This window comes from Streptomyces sp. WMMC940, from assembly GCF_027460265.1.
GTDB lineage: Bacteria > Actinomycetota > Actinomycetes > Streptomycetales > Streptomycetaceae > Streptomyces.
In genome coordinates this window covers 7012291-7033550 of sequence record NZ_JAPZBC010000001.1, presented here as the reverse complement: position 1 = coordinate 7033550, position 21260 = coordinate 7012291, and the positions used below count along the sequence as shown (strand labels likewise).

The 21260-nt window shown below is 72.5% G+C and carries 20 protein-coding genes; 11 read left to right on the top strand and 9 right to left on the bottom strand.

Going from position 1 to position 21260, the window contains the following annotated elements:
* Nucleotides 1–79: 79 nt before the first annotated feature.
* Nucleotides 80–475 carry a hypothetical protein gene (locus tag O7595_RS31020; protein WP_269731890.1) on the bottom strand — a complete coding sequence of 132 codons (396 nt, stop codon included), beginning with the start codon at nt 473–475 and terminating at the stop codon, nt 80–82.
* A 595-nt stretch (nt 476–1070) separates the two neighbouring features.
* On the opposite strand from O7595_RS31020, the gene O7595_RS31015 reads away from it, so the two are divergent.
* Together O7595_RS31015 and O7595_RS31010 are read left to right on the top strand one after the other, a co-directional pair.
* Complete coding sequence (locus tag O7595_RS31015) at nt 1071–1964, top strand: universal stress protein (protein ID WP_269731889.1); 894 nt, start codon at nt 1071–1073, stop codon at nt 1962–1964.
* A 51-nt stretch (nt 1965–2015) separates the two neighbouring features.
* Nucleotides 2016–2696 carry a hypothetical protein gene (locus O7595_RS31010; RefSeq protein WP_269731888.1) on the top strand — a complete coding sequence of 227 codons (681 nt, stop codon included), beginning with the start codon at nt 2016–2018 and terminating at the stop codon, nt 2694–2696.
* Nucleotides 2697–2829: 133 nt separating this feature from the next.
* Here the strand turns inward: O7595_RS31010 and O7595_RS31005 are convergent, their stop codons facing one another.
* Nucleotides 2830–3339 (bottom strand): MarR family winged helix-turn-helix transcriptional regulator, encoded by a 510-nt coding sequence (locus O7595_RS31005; RefSeq protein ID WP_269731887.1) that lies wholly within the window; start codon nt 3337–3339, stop codon nt 2830–2832.
* Nucleotides 3340–3376: 37 nt separating this feature from the next.
* The gene (locus O7595_RS31000) at nt 3377–4468 is read right to left on the bottom strand and encodes a PP2C family protein-serine/threonine phosphatase (RefSeq protein ID WP_269731886.1); all 1092 of its coding nucleotides are present in this window, start codon (nt 4466–4468) and stop codon (nt 3377–3379) included.
* Between the two features lie 176 nt (nt 4469–4644).
* Here O7595_RS31000 and O7595_RS30995 point away from each other — a divergent pair, with 176 nt between their 5' ends.
* Entirely contained in the window at nt 4645–5196 is a 552-nt protein-coding gene (locus tag O7595_RS30995) for a nitroreductase family deazaflavin-dependent oxidoreductase (RefSeq protein WP_269731885.1), read from the top strand.
* A 382-nt stretch (nt 5197–5578) separates the two neighbouring features.
* Here O7595_RS30995 and O7595_RS30990 read toward each other — a convergent pair whose 3' ends face one another.
* Complete coding sequence (locus tag O7595_RS30990) at nt 5579–6751, bottom strand: PucR family transcriptional regulator (protein WP_269731884.1); 1173 nt, start codon at nt 6749–6751, stop codon at nt 5579–5581.
* Between the two features lie 233 nt (nt 6752–6984).
* Between O7595_RS30990 and O7595_RS30985 the strand changes: the two genes are divergently transcribed.
* The 4 genes from O7595_RS30985 (at nt 6985) to O7595_RS30970 (ending at nt 8670) form a co-directional block, all read left to right on the top strand.
* Nucleotides 6985–7227 carry a DUF2180 family protein gene (locus O7595_RS30985; protein ID WP_269731883.1) on the top strand — a complete coding sequence of 81 codons (243 nt, stop codon included), beginning with the start codon at nt 6985–6987 and terminating at the stop codon, nt 7225–7227.
* A 290-nt stretch (nt 7228–7517) separates the two neighbouring features.
* Nucleotides 7518–7667 carry a hypothetical protein gene (locus tag O7595_RS30980; RefSeq protein ID WP_269731882.1) on the top strand — a complete coding sequence of 50 codons (150 nt, stop codon included), beginning with the start codon at nt 7518–7520 and terminating at the stop codon, nt 7665–7667.
* Nucleotides 7664–8230, top strand: a complete 567-nt coding sequence (locus tag O7595_RS30975) for a PRC-barrel domain-containing protein (protein WP_269731881.1) — start codon at nt 7664–7666, stop codon at nt 8228–8230. Before O7595_RS30980 ends, O7595_RS30975 begins: the two co-directional genes overlap by 4 nt.
* On the top strand, nt 8227–8670 hold the full coding sequence (locus O7595_RS30970) for a PRC-barrel domain-containing protein (protein WP_269731880.1): 444 nt from the start codon (nt 8227–8229) through the stop codon (nt 8668–8670). The genes O7595_RS30975 and O7595_RS30970 overlap by 4 nt, the downstream gene beginning before the upstream one ends.
* Nucleotides 8671–8965: 295 nt before the next feature.
* On the opposite strand, the gene O7595_RS30965 is transcribed toward O7595_RS30970, so the two are convergent.
* Together O7595_RS30965 and O7595_RS30960 are read right to left on the bottom strand one after the other, a co-directional pair.
* The gene (locus tag O7595_RS30965) at nt 8966–10813 is read right to left on the bottom strand and encodes a glycoside hydrolase family 15 protein (protein ID WP_269731879.1); all 1848 of its coding nucleotides are present in this window, start codon (nt 10811–10813) and stop codon (nt 8966–8968) included.
* 254 nt (nt 10814–11067) lie between these two features.
* A complete protein-coding gene (locus tag O7595_RS30960) occupies nt 11068–11847 on the bottom strand; it encodes a ribonuclease BN (RefSeq protein ID WP_269731878.1) in 780 nt (259 codons plus the stop codon).
* Between the two features lie 535 nt (nt 11848–12382).
* Here O7595_RS30960 and O7595_RS30955 point away from each other — a divergent pair.
* Nucleotides 12383–13132, top strand: a complete 750-nt coding sequence (locus O7595_RS30955) for a DUF4142 domain-containing protein (protein ID WP_269731877.1) — start codon at nt 12383–12385, stop codon at nt 13130–13132.
* 443 nt (nt 13133–13575) lie between these two features.
* Here O7595_RS30955 and O7595_RS30950 read toward each other — a convergent pair whose 3' ends face one another.
* Nucleotides 13576–13908, bottom strand: a complete 333-nt coding sequence (locus O7595_RS30950) for a hypothetical protein (protein WP_269731876.1) — start codon at nt 13906–13908, stop codon at nt 13576–13578.
* Nucleotides 13909–14111: 203 nt separating this feature from the next.
* Between O7595_RS30950 and ppdK the strand changes: the two genes are divergently transcribed.
* Entirely contained in the window at nt 14112–16802 is a 2691-nt protein-coding gene (gene ppdK, locus O7595_RS30945) for a pyruvate, phosphate dikinase (RefSeq protein WP_269731875.1), read from the top strand.
* Nucleotides 16803–17183: 381 nt separating this feature from the next.
* Here the strand turns inward: ppdK and O7595_RS30940 are convergent, their stop codons facing one another.
* Nucleotides 17184–17897 (bottom strand): CBS domain-containing protein, encoded by a 714-nt coding sequence (locus tag O7595_RS30940; protein ID WP_443071768.1) that lies wholly within the window; start codon nt 17895–17897, stop codon nt 17184–17186.
* A gap of 223 nt (nt 17898–18120) precedes the next feature.
* On the opposite strand from O7595_RS30940, the gene O7595_RS30935 reads away from it, so the two are divergent.
* Nucleotides 18121–18810 (top strand): helix-turn-helix domain-containing protein, encoded by a 690-nt coding sequence (locus O7595_RS30935; RefSeq protein ID WP_269731874.1) that lies wholly within the window; start codon nt 18121–18123, stop codon nt 18808–18810.
* Nucleotides 18811–19411: 601 nt separating this feature from the next.
* Here O7595_RS30935 and O7595_RS30930 read toward each other — a convergent pair.
* Nucleotides 19412–20131 (bottom strand): CBS domain-containing protein, encoded by a 720-nt coding sequence (locus tag O7595_RS30930; RefSeq protein WP_269731873.1) that lies wholly within the window; start codon nt 20129–20131, stop codon nt 19412–19414.
* Between the two features lie 523 nt (nt 20132–20654).
* On the opposite strand from O7595_RS30930, the gene O7595_RS30925 reads away from it, so the two are divergent.
* A complete protein-coding gene (locus O7595_RS30925) occupies nt 20655–21257 on the top strand; it encodes a hydrogenase maturation protease (RefSeq protein WP_269731872.1) in 603 nt (200 codons plus the stop codon).
* Nucleotides 21258–21260 lie beyond the last annotated feature (3 nt).

Sequence of the window (21260 nt, the reverse complement as noted above, 5' to 3'; positions counted from 1 at the left end):
CGGCGAGGACGAGGAGGACCGGGGGAACAGGGAGAGCGGGCTGCCGAGGGAGGGTCAGTCCGCCGTGGCCGCCGTGGCCCTACCGGCGCGGGAGGTCGAACCACTCCCGACTGGCGTCTCCCGTCGAGAGTACGGTGACGAAGAGACCGGCCGCGACGCCGATGCCCCACGCACCGCTGTGCGCCACCAGACCGCTCGCGCTGCCCGAGGTGACCAGTGCCCCGATGGCAACCGCGCCGGTCCGGACGGCGTCGCCCCCGTTGGTGAACTTCCACGCGATGGCGATCGCGGCTGCGGCGAACACCCCGAGCAGGAGGGCCGCAAGAAGCAAGAGGCCCACGACGAGCGCGCCCAGGGCGCCTGTCTCCAGCGTGGCGGCGGCCACCACGAACCCCAGCGCGGCAAGGACGCTCCCCACCCCCACCGCGAGAAGTACGGCGCGGACGGATCTGACGGTGCCGGGCATCTGGCTCATCGGGTTCCTTCGGGCGGGCTCCCTGGACAACGACCACCCCGCGGAGACCCTCGCCGCCGCACCCCCGTGCGCACCGTCGTGGCAACCTCCGCGGACGCACAGGATAGGACCGGTGGGGCGGTCTTCGGACGATGCGGTACGAGTCGTTACCCGCGGCCGATGCGGACCGAACGCCCCCCGGGCGGAGCCCCGTCCCGGCGCAGTCCCCGGGCCCGACACACGGCTACCGGTATCCGGGCGTCGTCATCGTTCCCGACTCCGCTCCCCGGAGGAGCCGCCGCCACCCCGGAAGGATTGCATAGTGCAAAGTAATGATCCGGCAGCCTGCGGAGCCCGGGAGACGTGTCGCCGGCCGGGACGGGGAGCGTCATCTCGAAGGGGAGGGCGGCGCCCGCCGCAGGGCCGGTACACGACGCAGTGACGCCCCTGCCGCCCCGGATCACCTGATGAGGCACGGCCGGTACCACGACGCCGCGCAGCGGTTGCCGGTGAACGCCCGTTCCCGTGTGATGGAAGCGAGCCGGACGGTGCACGCGTCAAGGGCTGATCACGGAGGACCGCTCGTGTCCTTCGACGGCCGGGAGAGGAGTCGACGGTGGATGATCGCCACGCGACCGGACCGGTGGTGGCGGGTGTGGTCGAGGCGCAGGGGCAGGAGCAGGTGGCGCTCCGTGCGGCGGAAGAGGCGACCCGCGCCGGCACGGGGCTTCGCCTCATGCACGCCGTCGAACGGCCGTTGCCCGCCGGGTCGACCGCGGCCGGTGCGGATGGCGGAACGCATGCCGATCGGGCGGAGCGCGTCATCGCCCCCCTCGCCGCAGCGGTCCACCGGAAGTTCCCGGACCTGGCGGTCGAGCCGGACGTCGTCTCCGGCTTGCCGGCGCCGGCGCTCGTCGACCGGTCGGCCGGAGCATCGTTGATCGTGGTGGGTCACCGCGGGACGGGGGGACTTCCGCGACTGCCACTCGGATCCGTGAGTCTGCAGGTGGCCACCCACTCACGCTGCCCGGTCCTCGTGATCAGGCCCCGGAAGGGAGCCGAACCCGAAGTCGAACGGGTGGTGGTCGGCGTCGACGTCGACGACATGCAGCCGCACGTGATGGAATTCGCCCTGCGCGCGGCCGCCGCCCGTGACGCGCCGCTCGACGTCGTTCACGGCTCCACTCGGCCCGACCTCCTCGGCACCGGCCCCACCGGCCCCCTTCTCGTCGCCCGTGAGAAGCGACCGAGCGCGGCGAAGGACCTGCTGGAAGAGAGGCTCGGCCCGTACCGGTCCCGCTGCCACGACCTGGACATCCGCACGCGTGTCGAACGGACTCGACCGGCGCACCTCCTGGTGGACTCGTCGCGCGATGCGACACTGCTGGTCGTGGGCACCCACGGCCGCACCGGCCTGCGGAGACTGATGCTCGGCTCGGTGAGCGGTGAGGTGCTGCACACCGCCCGGTGCCCGGTCGTCGTGGTACCTCCGCCGGAGGCCGAGGAGTGATGTCGCCGGGGCCGGTGTCGGCGCCTCCGCAGTCCTTTGCATAATGCAACCATGGAGAGCGCGAGACGGCGGGCACGGCCACGGCACAGTTACTCGATCAGCGCAGCCCTGTGGGGTTCGGCCGACTACAACGGCCGGCCCCCGAGCTGGCTGGTGGCGGAGGGCATCGCGGTGGGCGTCGTGGGGTCGGCCGTCATCGCCGGGCCGGGGGTCGCGGGAACCCTCCTCGGCTCGACGGTGCTGCAGACGGGCGAGGCAGGGATGCTGGTCACGCTGGGCCTGGTGGTCTTCCTCCTCTGCCTGCGGGCCGGCAGAGCCTTCGTGGGACCGATCGCCGTCCTCGGTGTGTGCTGGGCGGTCGCCGCGCCCAAGGCCACGAACGAAGTACTTCTGCGCTGGGGCGGCGAGGTCAGCAGCGTCGTCGTGACCTCCGTGGCGCCCGGGACGGACGGGGCCGCGGAGAGGCACTACTGCGCGGTGCGGCACCTCGACGGCACTCCGGTCTCCGGGCGGATCTGGCGGGGCTGCACGGCGACGACGCTGCCGGGCGACCGGATCGGACTCGTCCACGACCCTCACGGCAGGGTTCCGCCGCGCGGAATCACCACTGCCGGTCATGGCGAGCGACCGCTGGTGGAATCGCTGGGCATCGGTATGGCGCTGGCGACGCTCAGCACCGTCGCGGTGGTCCGCTCGTACCACCTGGGCCCGAAGGCTCCCGTGGCGTCCTGACGAGGGGACCGCGACGAACGACAGGCGGTCGACCACCGCCCGCCGCGACGTGCGGCCCACTCCCTCATTTCCCCGTCCCGCCCGGGCGGATCTTCCGCCGGCGTCCCGCCCTGGCCCCGGCTTCATCGACCTTCTAGTGGTCTGCCCAGCCCAGCGGGTACAGCACACCGTCGGCGGACGGCACCGTCGGCTCACCGCCCGCCTCGTTGAAGTCGGTGAGCGCGTCGATCAGCGCGGCTCGCTGCGCAGGGGCCATCCGCAGCACGATCCTCTCGATCTCCCTACGGCGTCTGCTCGTGACGTCCTCGACGAGCGCGCCGCCCTCCGCTGTGAGCCGCAGCACCGTTTCCCGGCGGTTGGCCGGGTTCGTACGGCGGTCCGCGAGACCGGCCGCGATCAGCCGGTCGATCATGCGCATCGCCGTGGAGGGGTTCACCCCCAGCCGGTCGGCGAGCACCACGAGCTTCGCCGGCCCGTGCATGGACAACACCACCAGCAGGCGGAACTGGGGCAGCGTCACCCGGTCCTCCACCGCCGCCAGGGAATGGGCCGACACGGCCACGAGCAGCCTGGACGCCGTCAGTACCGCACGTGTCACCGCGTCGACGTCATCGACGTGCGGCACTTGCCCTCTCTCGGTCATGGCCCCTTTCTACCCCCTGCGGCCTTCGTGCCGGGGCTCACCCGGTGATGGACGGTCTCCGGCCGCTCACATCGGCGTCGTGGTGGCGGATCAGCAGCATGGCGGCGTCGTCGTGGAGCGGCCCCGCGGCGTGCAGGACCAGATCGGCGCGCAGAGCCTGGAGAGCGGACTCGGAGTCGGGGTCCTTCAGGAGTCCGCCCCGGTCCTCCAGGGGATAGAAGCGTCCCGCTCCGTCGCGCGCCTCCGAGACGCCGTCCGTGTACAGCAGGATCTGGTCTCCCGGAGTGAAGCGCTCCGAGTGGGACTCGGGCCGGTGGCCCGCGTGCACCCCGAGGCCGAGCGGCAGAGCGGGTAGTGGCGGCTCGGCGAAGCGTACGCGTCCGTCCGGCCTCACGATCATGGGTGCGGGGTGCCCGTAGTTCAGCAGGGTCACCGTCCCCTCGTTCCCGACCTCCGCCAGCACGGCCGTCACGAACTTCTCACCCTGGAGTTCCCTGTCCGCCACCCGCTCCAGCCGGGCGCCGACGCCGGCCAGGTCCGCCTCGTCGTGGGCGGCTTCCCTGAAAGCACCCAGGACCAGGGCCGCCGTCTCGACCGCCTCCAGCCCCTTGCCCTGGACATCCCCCACGATCACACGCACGCCGGCGGGTGACGCCACCACCTCGTACAGATCGCCGCCGATGCGCGCCTCGGCGACGGCCGAGGTGTAGGAGACCGCCACACGCAGATGCCCGGCGCTGCGCGGCACCGGCCGCAGCAGCACGCGCTGCGCGACCTCCGCGATCGAGCGGACGCTGGCCAGTTCGTTCTCCCGTCGTTGGCGCATCACCGCCGCGACCAGACCCGCCACGGTCACGCCCGCCACCGACGCCAGGGCCGTCCAGCCCCGGCGTCCGGTGAACAGACCGTCGTAGAGCCCGAGCCCGAGGCACAGGAGCATCGCCAGACCGCCGATGAGGGCCGTGCGGCGCCAGCCGCCGGCCAGCCCGGCGAAGGCCGGGCCCAGGGAGACGAGGGGGAGGAATCCGACCGAGGGGCCCGCCGTCACATCGACGACGGTGACGACGGCCATCACGCCGTACGGGAGGACGGACAGCACCGATGAGCGCTGCGGTGCCACTTCGGACATGGCTGACCCCCCGCGGTGTGTGAGCGGTGCGATCGGCTACGAGCGGGCGTCCGGCACCACCACGGACCGCCGCTTGATTTAGCCTATGCAAAACTTACTCTCCCGAAGCATTTTGGGAGAGTCTCGTTACACAACCGACAGCTGCAACGGCGGCAGCCGGAACCGGAGGGTGCCTCGTGGATCATTCGAACCCCCCACCACAGCGGCCTGCTCCGCCGACCGGCTGGAAGCGGCTGGCCGCCCGGCTCCCCGTACACCTGTTCAGGATCGGGCTCGGTCCCCTGTTCGGCCGGAGGCTCCTCCTCCTCATCCACACGGGAAGGCTGAGCGGCGCCTCGCGCACCGTGGTCCTCGAGGTCGTGGACCACACACGGGCACCCCGCTCCTGGACCGTGGCGTCCGGCTACGGCCCTTCGGCGCAGTGGTACCGGAACCTCCGGCACACTCCGCAGGCCACCATCCAGGTAGGCCGGCGCTACCACGCGGTCAACGCCCGGTTCCTGCCCCCGGAGGACGGTGCCGAGGTCATGGCGCGCTACGCCGAGGGCCACCCCCGTACGGCCGCCCGGCTGTGCGGGTATCTGGGACTCCCCGCGGACGGGACGGCGGCCGGGTACCGCCGCGCGGGGGAGCTGATCCCGTTCGTCCGGCTGGAGTGCGCCCCCGCCTGCCACGGCCCACGAGCCGCGACGAGCCGGAGGCCGGCGGACGACCCGACTGCCCGGTGAGGGGGTGCCGGAGGTCCCCGAACCGCCGTCGCCCGGCAGGCCCGACACGTCCCGCTCAAGGAGCCGGGAAGGCCCCGTTCCGGCAGCAGGTCCGCAAATCGACCACCCGTCGCGCGCGGCGGGTGGATCGATCCTTTGCATCATGCAATTCTTTTGGCCGGCAGCTCTCTTTCGAGGCGCGGAGAACCGCCCGTGAGGCGCGGCGGGGCTCCAGCTGTGACGCTCGGAGAGAGCACGCCGCGCCCGGCTCCGGACGTACTCTCCGACTCCTCCCGAGCGAGCAGGAGGAGGTCCGGGGCCGGGCTCCCGTCGCGGACGGTGGGGTCGGCACAGACCGCCCTCGACCGCTGCGACCGGGCCCCGGGCACCCCGGCACGGCAGCTCAGTCGGCGGACTGCAGTGGTGACTCCGGCCAGCCCAGTAGGCGCGCTCCCAGCACCGCGGTCTGCAGGACGTACCTCTGATCAGGGTCGGTCGGGTCGTACCCGGTGAGCTCACGGATGCGGGCGATCCGGTAGCCGACGGTACGAACTCCCACTCCCATGCGTCGCGCCGTGGTGGTGTTCCCGCAGCCCGCGGCGAAGTACGCGGTGAGGGTCTCCAGCAGCGCCTCCGGGCCGCCTCGGGCCTGCGCGAGGCCCCCGAGAACGGTGAGCACAAGGTCGGAGATCGCTGCGCGATCCCGGCCCAGCACCTGGAAGACCAGAAGGTCGGAGGCGTTCACGACGGGGGAACCGAGGCCCAGCTGAGCGGCTGTGTCCAGGGCTCGGCGCGCCTCCTGGTACGAGCGGACGATGCCACTGGGCCCCGTCCGCGGTCGACTCACGGCGACACGGCACGGCTCCGTCACCGATTCCCCGGCCTGAGCGGCGAACAACTCGGGCAGCTGCGCCACGGTGCCGGAGGCCACACAGACGAGCAGTCCGTCCTTGGTGGTGATCAGTACGTGCTCCACCCCGAACCGGGTGGTCAGCCCGTCCTCGACGTATCGTGTCGATGCCGCGCCCGCCTCGAAGGCGGTCCGCGCACGGGCGACGGCCACTCTGTGCGGCCCGACCAGACGGAGACCGAACCGCTCGGCCCGCTCGGCCAGCTGCCCCAACGGCGTACGGCCCTCGAGCAGGTCGTCGACGAACTCGCGCCGACCGGCCTCCTCCCTGCGGATGGCTGCCCGGTGTGCGGTCTCGTAGCCCTCGCTCAGCGCCACGGCCGCGTCGCCGAGCACACCGAGGACCACTGCTGATCCGTCGCGGGTACCGGACGGATCGTCTTCCCGGCCCGAGCCCGCAAGGCCGGCCCGGACGCGGTGGGCACAGGCGAAGAAGTCGGCGAGCACGACGTGCAGCGAAGTGCCGCGGTCGGCCTCGGCGGCCCCCAGCGCCCGCAGGTCCCGAATGTTCTCGTCGGTCAGTCCTCGGGTGCCGAGTATCTCGGCAAGCAGCCCCTGATGCTCTGCCGACGTGCCGCCGCCGGCGCCGTCCCGAGCGATCGCCGGTGCCGAGGCGGCGGCTCGCTCCGCGGAACGGGAGCCGCGGGGCCCCTCATCCATCGACATAGGGACATTTTGCCGAAAGGCGGCAACATACACAGGCGCAAGCGGCCGTCCTTGTCGCGCACCAGCGGATGGTCGGCAGAGCAGCAGGGTAGGCGCTCGATGACAAGGCTCCGGTGGTCGCCCGCGCTCGACGAGCGAGGCCGAGCCGGCGCTCCCGCTGCGAACGACCGGCCACGGCCGGGGCCTTTGAGCCCAGACGCATCCGGTCGCAGCGAGGAAGCGAGGCAGCGGGAATGAACTGCTACGACTGCCACTCCGGAGGGCGCACCACGCCGGCCGTCGCCGTGTGCCACGCGTGCGGTGTGGCCCTGTGCGGGCGGCACATGTACCTCGAGACACAGGAAGTGCACAGGGACGCGGGGCTCGGGAAGACGACGGGAGACGTCCCGGCACGCTCCGTGATGTGCTCCGTGTGCCGGCTTGCCGAGCAGAGCGTGTGGCCCACGCCGGCTCCGGCACGCCAGCGCGTGACCTGAGACGCCGGTGAGGGTGCTGTCGGCGTCGGAGGGGCCGGGCGGCCGTCGCGGACCGTCCGGCCGTGACCCGACGGCCCACCACCGCGGGCCCGCCGCTCGCGGACGCGGTCGCCGTGGCTGCGACGTGGCGGCGGGCGAGTGGCCCGTCCCGGTACCGCGGCTGCGCAGCGCGAACCGCGGTCACGCCCGCCGGGCGGGCAACGAACCCATCGGCCGGGTCGGTACGGAAACGGACCGCGGCGCTTCGGATCGGACCGCGCGCCGGGTCCTCGCGTCAGGAGGTGCTCCTCATGGACTGGTGGATCTGGGTGGTCATCGGGCTCGCCGTCCTGGCCGCGGTGGCGTCCTCGGTGGTGGCGGTGCAGGCGCGTCGCCGTGGCGGCGATGTCATCGCCGGCGGCAGCAGGACGCGCGGTGGAAGGAGAGGCGGGCCGACATGAGCACGTATCTGCGCGCACGGGAGATCCGCGAGAAGCCGGTGGTCACACTCGCAGGCGAGGACATCGCCCAGGTCAAGGACGTCGTCTTCGACCCGGTGCGGGGCACCCTCACCTGCTTCACACTCAGTGGTCGTGGACTCCTCGCCGGTCCGCTCAAACGCGCGCTGCTGTGGAAGAAGGTTCACGCACTCGGCCCGGACGCGGTGATGGTCCGGGACGGAAAAGCCCTGGAGGACGACGACCAGGCAGCGCGGGAGCAGATCGATGCCCCCGGCGGGGGCCGCGTCATCGGCGCCCGGATGATGACCGAGGACGGCACCGCTCTCGGCACGATCACCGACGTCATCATCGAGACCGGCAGGGCCCCCCGAGTGATCGGGTGCGAAGTCGACTCGGCCGCACAGCGGGGACGGACGGTCTTCCTGCCGGTGATCAAGCCCAGTTCCGTGTCGGAGGAAATGATGGTCGTGCCGGCGTGCACGGCTGACTTCACGGCCGGGGACGTCGTCGGGCTGCCGGCCGCCGCCGAGGGCCTTCGGGGCCGGCTCGAACAGGAGACATGATGCTGCTCAGTAACGCTCAAGGACGTACGGTGGTCGCCGTCCCGACCGCTGAGCGACTCGGGACCGTCGCCGCTCTCACTCTCGCGTCCTCACCGCCGCACGTCTCGGCCGTCCGTCTCAAGACCCGCGGCCGCCACGACCACGTCATGGCCTGGAGCAATGTGCACTCCTTCGGCGAGGACGCCTTGACCGTCCGGTCGGCGGAGGTGCTGAGACCCGAGAACGAACTCGGCGCCGAGGAGGAGGCCCACAGGAGTCACGATCCCCTCGGCAAGCCTGTCCTCGTCGAGACCGGCGAACGCATGGGAACCATCGAGGACCTCGACTTCGACGAGAGGGACGGTCGGCTCCGCGCGCTCGTCACCTCGGAGGGAGAGATCCCGGGTGACCGGCTCATGGGCGTCGGCGGCTACGCCGTCATCGTCCGGCGGCCCGAATGACCCGGTAGCGGGTTCCCGGATGCGTCGGGCACCGGCGCGCCGCTCCGGGCGCCCGCTGCGGACGTCCCGGGTCACCGCTTCACCGGTCACGTGCCGAGTACCGCTTCCCGGGTTCCCGGTCCCGGGTGTGGGCCCGCCTCCGTCCCCCGCAGGTTGCCCGGTCCCTCATGGCCGCCGTCGTCGGTCCGGACCCTTGCAGCACGGCCGTCGGTCCGGACCCTGCGGCGCGGGAGCCCGCGCACGGACGGCCGGCCCGGAACGTGCTCTGCCAGGTCCTCCACCCGGTGAGGCACCGTCACTTGGGGGACCACGCACGCGTGGACAGGTCGGGACGTACCCCGCGCTGGGTACGGGCGAGCACGACGGCCGTGGCCAGCAGGCCGACATGGCTGATCGCCTGCGGGAAGTTGCCGAGGAACGAGCCGTCGGAGGGGTCGAGTTGCTCGGGCAGGAGTCCCAAGGGGCCGGCGTAGGAGCAGAGCCGGTCGAAGAGCTCCGTCGCCTCCTCGATACGCCCCTGTCCGGCCAGGTTGTCGGCCATCCAGAAGCTGCACAGGAGAAAGGCTCCCTCGGGTTCGTCGATGCCGTCCGGTGAGGCCCGGGGCAGGTAGCGGTGGAGCAGGCCGCCACCCGCGTCGAGGCGGTCCGCCACCGCCCGGGTGGTGGCGACCATGCGGGGGTGGTCGGCGGGTACGACCCGTCTGAGCGGAAGGGCGAGCAGGGAGGCGTCCAGGCCGCCGCCGCCCAGGTGCTCGGTGAGGGCTCCCGCCTCCTCGTCCCAGGCCTCGTCCAGGATCCGGGCTGCGAGACGCCCGGCATCCCGGTTCCAGCCTTCCGCGTCACCGGGCAGTCGCAGCATGTGGGACAGGCGTGCCGCCCGGTCGAGGGCCACCTGGCACATGGCGGCCGAGTAGGTGAACGGCCGACCGTGCGTGCGTACCTCCCAGATGCCGTGATCCGGGCGGTTCCACGCGGTGCGGGCCTCCTCGGCCAGGCGTTCGAGCTGTCGCCACAGACCGGGGTCGAGCACTCCCCCCGTCGAGGCCCACTGGAACGCACAGTCGAGGATCTCGCCGTACACGTCGTGCTGCACCTGGCGCGCCGCGGCGTTTCCCCAGCGCACCGGAGCGGATCCGCGATAGCCCTCCAGCGCCGCGTCCTCGACCTCATGGGGCGGGGCATGCCCGTCCAGGTCGTAGAGGACGAGAGGACGCCCGCTCTCATGGGAGGCCGTCAGTGCCCAGTTCAGGAAGCCTTCGGCCTCCATGGGCAGTCCGATGCGCCGGAGGGCGAAGACCGCGTAGGCGGTGTCCCGGATCCAGGCGTACCGGTAGTCCCAGTTCCGCGTGCCGTGGATGCGCTCCGGGAGGGAGGACGTGGGGGCGGCGATGAGCGCCCCGTTCTCCACATGGTCCAACAGCTTGAGGGTGATCGCGGAGCGCAGCACCAGATCGGGGCGGGGTACGTCCCGCACCACGTGAGCGGCCCACCGCCTCCAGACCCGCACGGTGGCGTCCAGGCACTCGGCCGGCCGGTCGAGACTTCCGGCGCGGTGACGGGCTCCGTCGCCCCAGGTCAGGGAGACGGTCAGATCCTCCCCCGGCCCGAGGGTGATCGTGCCGTCCGTACCGGACACGGGCCGGGAGAGCCGGACGTACACCGCGGGTCGGCCCGGACCGCGGAGCACCCGTGCCGGCCCGTCCGGACCGACCTCGTCGCCCCGGCGAGGGCTGAGACGGAACCGGAGTTCGACTCTGCCGTGCGTCACGCGCACATGCCGCAGAAGCTCCTCGCGGTCGACCCGCGCGTCCTCCTCCAGGCGCGCATCCGGCGCGAGTGGGAACGCATCGGTGATCTCGACCGCACCCTCCGGCCCGCGCATCTCCGTGACGAGCACACCGGTGCCGGGCACGTACCGCTGGCGGCTCTCGCTCACCCGCACGGGCGCGAGCAGCAGTTCCCCCCCTCTCCGGTGGTCGAGCAGGGAGGCGAAGAGGGGGACCGAGTCGAAGCGCGGGACGCACATGAAACTCACCGCGCCGTCCCGGCCGACCAGGGCGCAGGTCCGGCCGTCACCGACGAGTCCGTGATCGGCGATCGGCAGGTAGCCCTGGAGGCGCCTCAGGGGTCGCCACTCGTCCATGTACGGCGCCTACCCAGAATGCGACGGCCAAGCGCGCGGGCCGACGGCGCGGGGAGGCGCGCAGGTCGCAGACGGACGGTGCACGTCCGAAGGGCCCTTCGTTCCCCCGGCCCGTACGCCCGCGGCATCGGACGGGTGTCGCGGAAGCCGGGACGGACACGGACGAGGGACCGCTGGGCGCATTCCGTGCGGCCGGGCCGGGTGCGAGGGGTGCCGGGCCCGGTGGCCGCACCTGCGGCTGCCGCGGCCGCCGGTCAGCCGCGCCGACGCCGCCGCGGCCTCGGCCGTGCCTCCTCGTGGAGGATCCTCCCCGCGAGCGCTCCTCCGTAGAGGACGAAGCCCACCCCGACGAACCAGGATTGGACGACCAACATCGTCCCGACGGTGCCGTATGCGACGGCGCTCGTCACGATCAGCGGGGAGAACACCAGGCGGGAGAAGAGACGAAGGCCGAGCAGGCCCACGGTGGTTGCGAGGGCGCCCGGCAGGAGGGCTCCCCAACCGACCCGACTGCCGAGCAGGACTTTCTGCGAGGCCCACAGGAGCACGAGCGTGACCAGCACGGCGCCCGCCGTCCCCAGCGGCGTCGTGCTGACCTCCTGCCTCCGCAGAGGCGTGTTGGTGAACACCAGCACGTACGCCACGACCAGGCACAGCCACAGTACGTGTCGTGCCAGCACGCCTGCGTACGAGGTGCCCCCTCGGGCCGGTTCCAGCCGCCACGCCTTTTCGTAGCCGGTCTGCACCGCCGCCGCGAACGTGACGCCGAACAGCGCGAGAGCGGCCAGGCTGAAGCTCGTCGTCGACCGCAGGACGCGCCGCGGAGGGGCGAACAGCTGCTGGATCTCGGGCTGGGCCGCCGTCGACGCGCTCAGGGCCCTGCTGAGCCAGTGCGCGATACCGGCTGCCTGAGCCGGGTCTGCCGCCGCGAGCACGATCATCAGCGGCACCAGGGTGAGGAAGCCCATCGCGGCGAATCCGAGGGAGCGGTTCATCAGCTCCAGCTCGCCGCCCCGCTCCCCCGGCCCGCCCATGACGGAATCGCGGAACCGTCGGCCGAGGCGTCGGGGCAGGGATGCGTTTGCTCGACCTTCGGTGGAATCCATGCGACTCGACTACCACGTTCGGATCGCCGGCCGCCGGAGCGACGCGACACCTCCCGTCGGCGGGACGGGCGTTCTCGGGATCCTGGGATCGCGCGACGGCGTGGTGCGCTGGATGCCTCGTCAACTCGGCCAATCCGTGGTGCTGTTGAGAGCGGGACCACCCACCGCGGTCAGCCGGAGTGCGTGCGCGCGTCAGCCCGTCCGGGATGCGTCCGGGATGCGTCCGCGCCCGCTGGTTCCCACGCGATGACGACCATGAACCCGCGGTGACGACCACGGAACCGACGGCCGGCCGGGCAGGCCGATGACGGCCGGGGCAAGGCCGTTCGAAAGGACTCCCCGCCTTCGGGTGAACGCTGCGGCGGTCAGGCCCGTACTGCTGTCTGCGTGCCGTGCCAGCCGCCGTACAACAGCTTTCGGACGACATGAACGAGCAAGTACCCCATGCCGACCGGGAGGCATCATGCGTTCCAACCGACGCGCCGCCGAATCCACCGTCCCCAGGACCATCGCGGTGATCGTGGCCGTCTGCGCGGTCATCGCCACCGTGCTGTTCATCACGCGGGGAGGTGATGAGGAGGCCTCGGCCTCGCCGACTCCCGCGGGCGCCGCGGCACAGAACGGCTACGGACAGTCCGGCGACGCGGGATACGGGCACTCGTCCGGCGCCGCCCACGGAGCGGACGCGCAGGACGACGCGGCGGAGGACGTCCCGTCCGGGCAGGGCGGGCCCCAGCCGGTGACCGAGGTGGACAAGACGTTCCTGGTCAAGGTGCGGCAGGCCGGCCTGTGGGAGATTCCGGCCGGCCGGCTGGCCCAGACGAACGCTTCCAGCGAGGCGGTCAAGCGCGCCGGCCTGCATCTCATGGACGGCCACAGCAAGCTCGACCAGCTGGTACGTGAGGACGCCAAGATCCTGGGCGTTGCGATTCCCGACGAGGCCACGGCCGAACAGCAGGGCTGGGTCAAGCAGATGGAGAACGCCCGGGGAGCCGAGTTCGACCGCCTGTTCGCGAACCTGCTGCGGGCCTCGCACGGAAAGATCTTCGCCACCATCGGCGAGGTCCGGGGCGCCACCCAGAACGACCTCATCCGCCGACACGCGCGGCAGGCCAACCAGACCGTGCTGGACCACCTCGAGGTCCTGGAGGACACCGGCCTGGTCGACAGTGCGACCTTCGCCGACGTGGAGAAGTCCGTCACCCCCAAGTAGACCGGGAATCCGAGCAGACCGGGAAACCGCCCACCCGCCGCGCGAGGCCGCCGGACCGAGCGCGGCGGGTCCGGCCGTGCGCCTCCGACAGTCCTGCGGAAGCCGGTGCCGCACCCGGCAACGGCCGCTCCGGCCGGAACCGCATGCATTCCCGGCCGCCCCGCACCTGGAGCTCTCCCTTGCACTGTGCAATGATGGGAGTGAGGAGGGCCCAGCGGCGACGGGCCCATGTCCGGAGGCTGGGCACTGGCACGGTGACGCAGTCGATTCCGGCGCCCGGCCGCGGCTGGCAGCCCTCCTCGCCAACGACCGCGGGCAGCCGCCTCCGCGAGCGGATTGAGGCGCCGGCGTACGCAGTACACCCCGCCGGCGCCTCTCCTCCGTGCACGCCCGCGCCCCCACGTGCGTGGACGCAGACCGCGTTCGGCCTCCGTCGCGTTCGCTCACCCTCCCGGGCGGCCGGGCCGGCGTGGCTCGACATCCACCCACTCGGCCTCCCAGGCGGCCGGAGTCCGGCGTTCGAGTCGACGGCCCCGAAGGTCGGTCACCGCCACGGCAGCGCCCGCCACCACGGCGTACACCGAGATCCCCGCCGGCGCCGAGGCGAAGGCCGTGTCCGCGTCCGTAGCGGGTTCCGGGGTCTGCCGCCCCTGTTCGTCGACCCAGATCCGGACCACGCTCCCGGGCTCCGTACCGAGCGGCACCTCGACGACACCGCGGTGCGCGCCACTCCCCGGCCCGCTCCAGGTCGCCCCGGCCGAAGCGGAGTCCGGCACGCCGGACCGGCACCCGTGACGGCCTCCCGCGGACGTGAGGCCGTTGCCGCTCCGGGGCCTCCAGGACCGGTTCCTGCAGGGGCCCGAACGTCCCCCTGCAGGGACGTATGGCCCTTCTGCCTCGCGAACGCGCTCGGTGACAGTGGACGAGTAGGCGCCGGCCCGCAGAGGGAGCCGGCATGTCGCCGCGGAAGCGAAACGCCATGACCGACTACGTGTACGACTTCGCCCGGGGTGGCCGCGGCATGGCCGAGCTGCTCGGCAACAAGGGCGCGAATCTCGCGGAGATGACCCGTCTGGGCCTGCCCGTGCCGAGAGGGTTCACCATCACCACCGAGGCCTGCCGGGTCCTCCTGTCGACCGGCGAACCTCCGCCCGAGCTGGAGCGCCAGGTCGCCGAGCACGTGTCCGCGCTGGAACGGGCTGCCGGAAAACGACTCGGTCGGGCGGACGACCCGCTGCTGCTCTCGGTCAGGTCCGGAGCCCGGGTCTCGATGCCCGGAATGATGGAGACCGTCCTCGACATCGGACTCAACGACTACTCGGTGCTCGGGCTGGCCAAGTCGTCCGAGAGGGAACGATTCGCCTGGGACTCCTACCGGCGGCTGGTGCAGATGTTCGGCCGCACGGTGATGGGCGTGGACGACTCGCTCTTCGAGGAGACACTCACGCGCATCGAGGAACAGCACCACGTCCCCGACGACAGCCGGCTGGACGTCTGCGACCTCATCAGGACCGTCGAGTCGTTCAAGGACCTGATCGCCGAGCGGTCGGGCCACGAGTTCCCCCAGTCACCCGCCGAACAGCTGCGGCAGGCCGTCCTGGCCGTGTTCGCCTCCTGGAACGGGGAGCGCGCGAGGCTGTACCGGCGCCGCGAGCGCATCCCGGATGATCTGGGTACCGCGGTGACCGTCCAGACCATGGTCTTCGGCAACCTGGGCCGGGACTCGGGGAGCGGTGTGGCCTTCACCCGGGACCCGGCCACGGGCCACAAGGGGGTGTACGGCGACTACCTTCCGAGCGCCCAGGGCGAGGACGTCGTCTCCGGGGTGCGCAACGCGGTGCCCCTCCAGGAGCTGGCCGCTCTGGATCCGACCTCGTTCGGGCGGCTTCAGGAGTACCTGGCCCGCCTGGAGAGCCACTACCGCGACCTGTGCGACGTCGAGTTCACGATCGAACGGGGCAGGCTCTGGTTGCTCCAGACCCGCGTCGGCAAACGCACCGCCCGGGCGGCCTTCACCATCGCCTCGGACATGGTCGACGAAGGTCTGATCACGCACCGTCAGGCATTGACCCGCGTCGGGGGTGAGCAGCTCACCCGCCTCATGTTCCCGCGCTTCGACGCCGCCGGCACGGCCGACGTGGTCGCCCGGGGCGTTCCCGCCTCCCCGGGAGCGGCCGTGGGAGCGGTCGTCTTCGACTCGGCCGAGGCCGTGCGCAGGGCGGACGCCGGGGAGAAGGTGGTGCTCGTCCGCAACGAGACCACGGCCGACGACCTGCCCGGCATGATCGCCGCCGAAGCCGTACTCACCACTCGCGGAGGCAAGACGAGCCACGCGGCGGTGGTCGCGCGGGGAATGGGGAAGGTGTGCGTCTGCGGGGCGGAGGACATGATCGTGGACGTCCGTGCACGCTGCCTCGTCGTCGACGGCCTGACCGTCGGCGAGGGTTCGGTCGTCTCCGTGGACGGCTCCGAGGGCAGCGTCCGCCTCGGTGCAGTACCTCTGGTCGAGTCCCGGGTCGTGCGGTACTTCGACAGCGGTGCGCCCCCGGACGCTGCCGCGCAGGACTTCGTACGCCATGTGCACCGGCTGATGCTGCAGGCGGACGCGGCACGGCGCCTGGAGGTGAGGGCGAACGCGGACACCCCGCAGGACGCGGCCCGGGCGCGCCGCTTCGGGGCCGAGGGGATCGGGCTCTGCCGCACCGAGCACATGTTCCTGGGGGACCGGCGCCGGCTCGTCGAGGACATGATCCTCGCGGAGGGGGACACGGAACGGGATGCCGCTCTCGCCGCGCTCCTACCCCTGCAGCGTGCGGACTTCACCGGCATTCTGGAGGCGATGGACGGGCTGCCGGTGACCATCCGGCTGCTGGACCCGCCCCTGCACGAGTTCCTGCCCGACCGCACGGATCTGGCCGTCCGCGTCGCCCGGAGGGACGCGGTCGGGGATCCGCCCGATGAGCACGACTCGGCGTTGCTCGCCGCGGTTTCCCGTATGCAGGAGAGGAATCCGATGCTCGGGTTGCGGGGCGTCAGGCTGGGACTGGTCGTTCCCGGGCTGTTCGCCATGCAGGTGCGCGCGATCGCCGAGGCGGTCGTGGAACGGTCGCGGGCAGGCGGGACTCCACGCGCCGAGATCATGGTTCCGCTGGTGGACACGGTGGAGGAGCTGCGCCTGGTCAGGGAGGAGGCCGAACGGGTCCTGGCCACCGTCTGCGCGGAGAAGGGCGTGGACGTCACCTGCCCGGTCGGCACGATGATCGAACTGCCGAGGGCGGCGCTCACCGCGGGCCGGATCGCCCGGGAGGCCGACTTCTTCTCGTTCGGCACGAACGATCTCACCCAGACGACCTGGGGCTTCTCCCGCGACGACGTGGAGGCCGCCTTCTTCTCCGCCTACCTGCAGAAGGGCGTGTTCCCGGCGTCGCCGTTCGAGACCGTCGACCGCGAGGGCGTGGGCCGACTGGTACGGATCGCGGTCACCGAGGGCCGCGCGGCACGCCCCGAGTTGGAGATCGGTGTGTGCGGAGAGCACGGGGGCGATCCGGCATCGGTGCACTTCTTCCACGAGGTGGGACTCGACTACGTTTCCTGCTCGCCGTTCCGCGTACCGATCGCACGTCTGGAAGCCGGGAGGGCGGCCGTTTCGACGGGCACTGCGGACGGCTGAGGGCCTGCCGCACCGCACCGGGACCGGTACGGGCCCGGTCGGGCCGTCCCGACGGGTGCGGGGACGGCCCAGCCGGGCGTGGAAGGCTCCGCGGGCGCATCGTGATCGTGCGCCCTGAGACCGGAGTCCACGAGGGCGGACGCGGCACGCCGACCGGTGGGCGGGTCACGCGGGCTCTCCGAACCCGGTCCACGGACCAGGCCCACCGCGACCGTTGAACCTGAACGCACCACCGCGAGAACGCTCCACCGCGAGTGACGGACAGAAGGCCGTGTCGAGGGCTCCGGGCGCAGGCGCCTGTCGACCGCTGCGGCGCACGCCGCGCGACGCCGGCGGTGGCTCGGCACGTCCCCCACCCGACACCGGGCCAATGCTCCGACGTCAACGGTCGTCCGCCGTGTCCGCGGGCGGCGGATTGCCGAACTCGCATCGGACGTCGACGACCCCCTCCACGGACCCGGCCAGTCGGCCGACGATGGGGACGAGGCCACTGTCGCCGACCGTTCCGCCGAGCGTGACGACCCCGTCCTCCACTTCGACCCGTACTCCTGGACGCGAGTCCGCGAAGAGGCGGTCGACGAGATCCTGGACTTCGGCCGCGATGTCGTCGTCGGGGCGGAGGAACACCTTGAGGAGGTCCGCCCGGCTGACCATGCCCTTCAGAACGCCGTGCGCGTCCACGACGGGCAGGCGCTTCACATGCCGCCGGGCCATGAGGCGGGCCGCGTGGGGCAGGGTCGCCGCGGCCCGGACCGTGACCGGCGGAGCGGTCATGAGGTCCTCGGCCCTCACGTCCCCGGCCCTTTCGGCGTCCGGGCGGTGCAGTGGGTCCGCGCGGGCCGGATCGGTACCGCGGACCTCCTCCTTCCGGAGCAGGTCGGCTTCGGAGACGACGCCGACCACGCGCCTTTCGTCGTCGACGACCGGGACGGCGGTCACGCTCCATCGCCCCATGGCGGCCACGATGTCCTTGAACCGCGCGTGAGGAGCGACCGCGACGACTTTCTTCGTCATCACGTCTTCGACGGAGCGCGGTGCGGAGAACGTCATGGTGCGCCTCACGGAGAGCCTGCCGACGACAGGTGGTGACAGCACTTGCCGTCACTGTCCCACGGCCCGGTGGCGTCCGGGATGGGCCGACGGGGGCCGGCTCGGGGCCGTCCGGCCCAAGCGCCCCGCGCTCGGTGCGGGACACCCTGGCGGTGGAGGACCCGGAGCGGGCGGCGACCCTCCGCGCCGTCGGCGCACCGGATGCCGTGCCGGGGAGCCCGGCGCTGCGCCATGACCCTGATGCCCGACGAGGGGAGGCGGACCCACGATGTCCAGCACGTCCGCGCACGGTTCAACCGCCGGACCGTCGCCGCACTCGCGCACCGACATGGGCCGGCGGCTCGCGGCCCGGCGCGAGCAACTCGGGCTGACCCGGGAGGAGGTGGCCGAGCGCAGTGGGGCGGCCGCCACCTACGTCCAGTACCTGGAGGAGCAGCCCGCGGCACCCGACACGGCCACGCTGCAGCAGATCGCCGCCGCCCTGGAGACGACGGTGGCCGAACTGGCCGGGGGGACGGTCGACCAGCCGCCCGGGCTGGGCGCGGCCCTGCGGGACGCGGGACTGGCCGAGCTCGACGAAGCGGAATGCCGGTCCCTGATGTCCGGCCATGGTGTGGGGCGGATCGGGGTGCTCACGCCGGAAGGGCCGGCGGTGGTACCGGTGAACTACGTGGTCGACGGCACCGACATCGCCTTCCGTACCGCGCTGGGCAAGGTGCCCGCCTTCGCCGCGGGAAGCGAGGTCGCCTTCGAGGTGGACCGCATCGACGACGCCTTCAGCCGGGGGTGGAGCGTCCTGGCCGTCGGAACGGCGCGCGCCGTCACCGAGGAGGCGGCGGTCCGCCGGCTGACGGAACTGGCCCCGACCTCACCCTGGGCCGGCGGGCACCGCGACCTCTGGGTCGAGCTCACGCCGTCCCGCGTCACCGGGCGCAGGATCGTCGCAGCGGACGGCTGACCCGCCGGGTCCCGGTACGGCGGATCACGCGGTAGGACACGGCCATCGTGACCTCGTACGGGTCGGTGGTGGCCGCGTCGGCCACGGCGAGCACCCTCCTCGAAGTGCACCTCACGGGACGAGCGGTCCGGGACCCCGGGCGATCGGGCAGCGCCCTTCCGGAACCCGCCCCGGGCGATCGCGGTTCCAGCCTGCGCCGCGGCCACGCCCACCGGGCAGGGCTGAACGGCCCCCGGCCGGAACCGACCGGCTTCCGCCCGCCACGCCCGCAACGGGCACGACGGGGACGGCCCGGAGCCCGTTCGCCCCGGTCCCCGGTCCGGCTCACGAGCCGCGGCTCCGTCCGGGACGGGGCCGGGGGGACCGTCGTCTCCGCGGTACGGACCCGAGACCACCCCGCCGAACCGACGGCGGGGCGAGTGTGACCTCTCGACCCACGCGGATCGTGCCGCCCGAGGACACACGGCCGACCGGTCTGACGGACGAGGAGGCGGCATGCCGGCTGCGCGAGCACGGGTCCTGACCGTCGGGTCTCCTCCCCGAGGATGCCGTGTGCCGCGCCCCGGACCAGGGCCGAACGGTCCCGGTCCGCGCCTGCGCCTCAGCCCTCCCGGCCTTGTTGATCGGGCCTGCCCTGTTGATCGGGCCTGCCCTGTTGATCGGGCCTGCCCTGTTGATCACGACGAGCGGAGCTCCCGGTCGGATCCACCCGGATGTCCACCACGCCCTCGACCGCGCGGACGGCCTTGGCCAGCAACGGAACCAGCCGTCGGTCCCGGAGCTCCCCGCTGAGGGTGACCACTCCGTCCGTGACGGACGCCTCCACCCCGACGGCGGCCGGAAGGTCCGCGAGTACGTGGCGACGGACGTCCTCGGCGAGGTCCTCGTCCGTGCGCAGGAACACCTTCAGCAAGTCGCTGCGGCTGACCACGCCTTCCAGCATGCCGACCCGGTCGACCACCGGGAGCCGCTTCACCCGTCGCCTTGCCATGATCCGCGCGGCCTCCGCGACGGTCGCCCCCGGGTGGACGGTGACCGCGGGGCTCGACATGAGCTCGCCGGCGGTCACCGCACCCGCCTTCCACAGGTCCGGCCGGGCCCCTTCGCCGAGCGTCGGGGCGTCGATGCGGAACTCCTCCTTCGGCAGGAGATCGGCCTCGGACACCACGCCTATGACCCTCCCGTCGCCCTCGACGACCGGCAGGGCACTGACCTTCCACTGGTCCATCAGCTCCACGATCTCCTTGTACGCGGCGTGACGCCCCACCGCGACCGCGGCGTGGGTCATGACGTCGCTCACCGTGCGCGGGGAATCGGTCATGACGGTGCCCCTTCCTGGGTGGCGGGACTCCCCCGGGGCGGACCCTCCGCGGCGGCGAGCGGCCTCGCGGCGGACGTGCTCCACGGCGCCCGCACGAGTGACGCGAGGGCGACGTCGCACGTGCCCCTGTCCCTGCCACCACGCTGGCCCTGCGCGGGGGCCGGCCACATGGGCCGAACGGCCCCGGAGCAGGGGCTGCCCCGCCCGCCCTGCGGGCTGCCCCCACGCGGCGCGGTGACGAGTCGCGTGGGTGGTGCGGCGAGCGGCGAACCGCTCGGATGCCGCTGACCTGAGGGCGCCCGGAACGTGGGCAGACGCTGCACTCCGGCCGTCCATGCGGTGCAGGCCGAGCCCGGCCTGCCGAAGTGCCGGTGTGGCGCGTGTCGTTGACGACATGGGCGGCGACGAGTCTGCAAGCAGGTGAATATACGTATCTGATAGGAAAAATCGCATTCAAGGAGCCGGCTCCGGGGCCGGTGGACGCCGCACGCACAGACGCCGTAAGGACGAGGAGACAGCGGTCATGGAACCGGTAGCCCGCACGGCGGTCATCGGGATCGGCAACGAGTTCCGCCGGGACGACGGGATCGGCTGGGCCGTCGTCGCCGCGCTGAAGGACCGGGCCGCGCGGCAGCCGCTGTCCCAGGGCACCGTACTGGCGCAGTCCGACGGGGACCCCGGCCGGCTGATCGGCCTCTGGGAGGACACCGCCCTGGCGGTGGTCGTCGACGCCTGCTTCCCCCCGTCGGTGCGGCCGGGGCGGACGCACCGGTGGTCCGGGAACCCCGACGGCTCCTTCCACCCGGCCGGCCCGGCTCGGCACAGCACGCACGGACTCGGCCTCGCCGAGGCGGTCCGGCTCGGCGACGTCCTCGGACGAGGTCCCGGCCGTCTCGTCGTGTACGCGGTCGAGGGAGCGGACCGTTCGCTGGGCACGGGACTCACCCCGGCGGTGGCACGCGCGGTGCCGGGTCTGGTCCGGCGGATCGAGGCGGACATCCGCCGCCACCGCGAGGTTCCGGCCCACGGCCCGCGGGGACGGGTGAGTACCGGCGACCGCCCCGGGGACGGGTCCGCACCAGGGACACGCCGGACCCATATCGGAGCCGGAGGGAGACGCACCTGACAC